This is a genomic window from Mycobacterium sp. SP-6446, from assembly GCF_001954045.1.
Classification (GTDB): domain Bacteria; phylum Actinomycetota; class Actinomycetes; order Mycobacteriales; family Mycobacteriaceae; genus Mycobacterium.
In genome coordinates this window covers 1-2,514 of record NZ_MBEM01000239.1, presented here as the reverse complement: position 1 = coordinate 2,514, position 2,514 = coordinate 1, and the positions used below count along the sequence as shown (strand labels likewise).

Below are 2,514 nucleotides of genomic sequence, written 5' to 3'. Positions count from 1 at the left end.
CGCCGGGAAACCGACCTCGCGGAGCTCAGCCGCCGAATCACCGCGACCGGCGTCACCGGTGTCACCGACGCCACCCCCGACCTCGGCGCCGACGACATGGTCTCGCTGGTGGTGGCGCAGCGCCGCGGGGAATTTCGGCCGCGGCTGCACTTCCTGTCGCCGGGCAAAAAGATCCTGCACGACGACCGACTCGACCTCGACGCCCTGACGGACTGGATCACCGAGCACCACGCGGCCGACCGGCCGGTCGCCCTGCACTGCGTGACCGCGGCCCAACTCGTGGTCGCCATCGCCGCCCTGCGCGCCGCCGGCAGCCACCGGCGCGATCGCATCGAGCACGCCGCAGTGGTGCCGGACGACACCCTGGCCGACCTGGCCGAACTCTCCGCGTCGGGGCACCTGACCGTGGTCACGCAGCCCAACTTCGTCGCCGAGCGCGGCGATCAGTACCTCGCCGATGTCCCACCGGCCGAGCACGGCCAGCTGTGGCGGGTCGCGTCGTTGCTGAAAGCTCAAGTGCGCGTGGCGCTGTCGACCGACATGCCGTTCGGCCACGGCGATCCGTGGACCGCGATGCGCGCCGCGGTATACCGCACCACACCCAGCGGCGCAGTCCTGGGTGCGGGCGAACGTGTCTCGGCGCGACAGGCTTTGACCATGTTCCTGGGCGCCCCCGAGCGACCGGCGCTGGCCCGCGCCGTCGAACCCGGGCAGCCGGGCGACCTGTGCGTGCTGAACGAGCCGCCGGCGACGGCGCTGGCCGAGCTGGACGCCGGCATGGTGGCCGCCACGATCATCGGCGGTGAGCTGGTGTATTTCGCGATGTGACCGGCGATCAGCCGGCGGGGGCGAGCGCGGCGCGCAAACTGTCGCACTGGGTGTCGAAAAAGCGTTGGGACACTTGTGCTTTCGGCACGAACAGGTCGAACCCGTGGAAGACTCCGGGAACCACTTCGACCTCGCACGGCACCCCGGCGGCGCGCAGCCGTTCGGCGTAGGCGAGATCCTCGTCGTGGAACAGGTCGTGGGTGCCCACCCCGATCCACGCGGGTGGCAGGCCACTCAGGTCGTCGTGCCGCGCCGGCACGGCAACCGCGGGGTCGGCATCGCCGAGGTAGGCCGTCCAGCCGAAGTGGTTGCTGCGCGTGTTCCACAGCCGGTAGTGCGGCTGGTCCTCGGTCGTGGAACTGCGATCGTCGAGCATGGGGTAGACGAGCAGCTGGAACGCGGGCGCGACGTCGCCGCGGTCGCGGGCCAGCAGGGCCAGCGCAGCCGCCAGCCCGCCGCCCGCGCTGGCGCCGCCGATTGCGATCCGCTTCCGGTCCACGCCGGGCTGCCCGGCCAGCCAGGTCAACGCCGCATAGCAGTCGTCGAGCGGCGCGGGATAGGGATGCTCGGGGGCCAGCCGGTGATCGACCGACGCGACCGTGATGCCCAACCTGGAGCAGAACCGGCGGCACAGCTGGTCGTCCTGCTGCGCGCTGCCGATCACGTATCCGCCGCCGTGGATCCACAGCAGCGCGGGCGTCGGCTGGGTCACGCCCGTCGGCCGGAACAGCCGGACCCCGACGCCGGGTCCGAGGGCGACGACCTCGACGTCCGGCGGTGCGCTGGGCCTACCCAGCCGGCCCTGCAGCCGATCCAACGTGCGCACCACCGGCAGGGTCCGCGGGCCGACGAGGTGGCGGGGGGTGAGGCGGGCGATGCGGCGCAGATCGGGGTGAACGTCGGTGTTCGGCATCGGTCCAGTATCCATCCGGCGCAGCGTCGGCACCGAATCACTCGCATGCACCCCTCGAACGCCGTCTGGGTTAGCCGAGCCGAGATCCGGGTATCGATCCGGGTGATCGAAATGCTTGCGTGCAACGCTCCTGGGTCGGGGCGCGTCCGGGCAGTGTCGGGCGGGATGCGAGAGGCGTGAAATGCTGGGCCATCTCTACGATCGGGCGCTCGACGGCGAGCGATGTTGGATTCGGCACGAGGACGGCGAGGTGCGTCCGCTGCCGGCACACCGCTGGCTGGGGGCCCGTGCTCCCGATGCTGACTCCGTCGATGAGGTGTTCGACGAAGAAGTCACCCAGATGTGCGTCGGGCCGACCATCGAGCTCGGGTGCGGGCCCGGCCGGCTGGTCGCGCGCCTCATCCGCCGGGGCATCCCCGCGCTCGGCATCGACCGGTCGGCGACCGCGATCCGCCTGGCCGGCCGCGGCGGTGCGGCCGCGCTGCTGGGCGATGTGTTCGAGCCGCTGCCCTGGATGGGCCGGTGGCAGACGGTCCTGCTGGTCGACGGGAACGTCGGCCTCGGCGGCGACCCGCGCCGAATACTGTGCCGCGCGGCCGAGCTGCTGGGCCGCGGCGGCCGATGCGTGGCCGAGTTCGACGGCGAGGCCATCGGCATCCGGTCGCGCTGGGTGCGGCTGGAGTCGGCGCACGACGTCGGGCCGTGGTTTCGGTGGGCGTCGGTCGGGGTCGACAGCGCCGCCGCGCTGGCCGCGCAGGTGGGTTTGACGTTGA

3 protein-coding genes are annotated in these 2,514 nt (G+C 72.2%); 2 read left to right on the top strand and 1 reads right to left on the bottom strand.

Going from position 1 to position 2,514, the window contains the following annotated elements:
- The coding region (locus A5736_RS21715; RefSeq protein ID WP_139333491.1) for an amidohydrolase family protein at nucleotides 1-828 on the top strand (828 nt) is incomplete at its 5' end.
- Nucleotides 829-835: 7 nt separating this feature from the next.
- Here the strand turns inward: A5736_RS21715 and A5736_RS21710 are convergent.
- Nucleotides 836-1,741 (bottom strand): alpha/beta hydrolase, encoded by a 906-nt coding sequence (locus A5736_RS21710; protein ID WP_076248504.1) that lies wholly within the window; start codon nucleotides 1,739-1,741, stop codon nucleotides 836-838.
- Between the two features lie 181 nt (nucleotides 1,742-1,922).
- On the opposite strand from A5736_RS21710, the gene A5736_RS21705 reads away from it, so the two are divergent.
- Nucleotides 1,923-2,514, top strand: a 592-nt coding sequence (locus A5736_RS21705) for a class I SAM-dependent methyltransferase (protein ID WP_076248496.1), incomplete at its 3' end; no start/stop codon positions are given.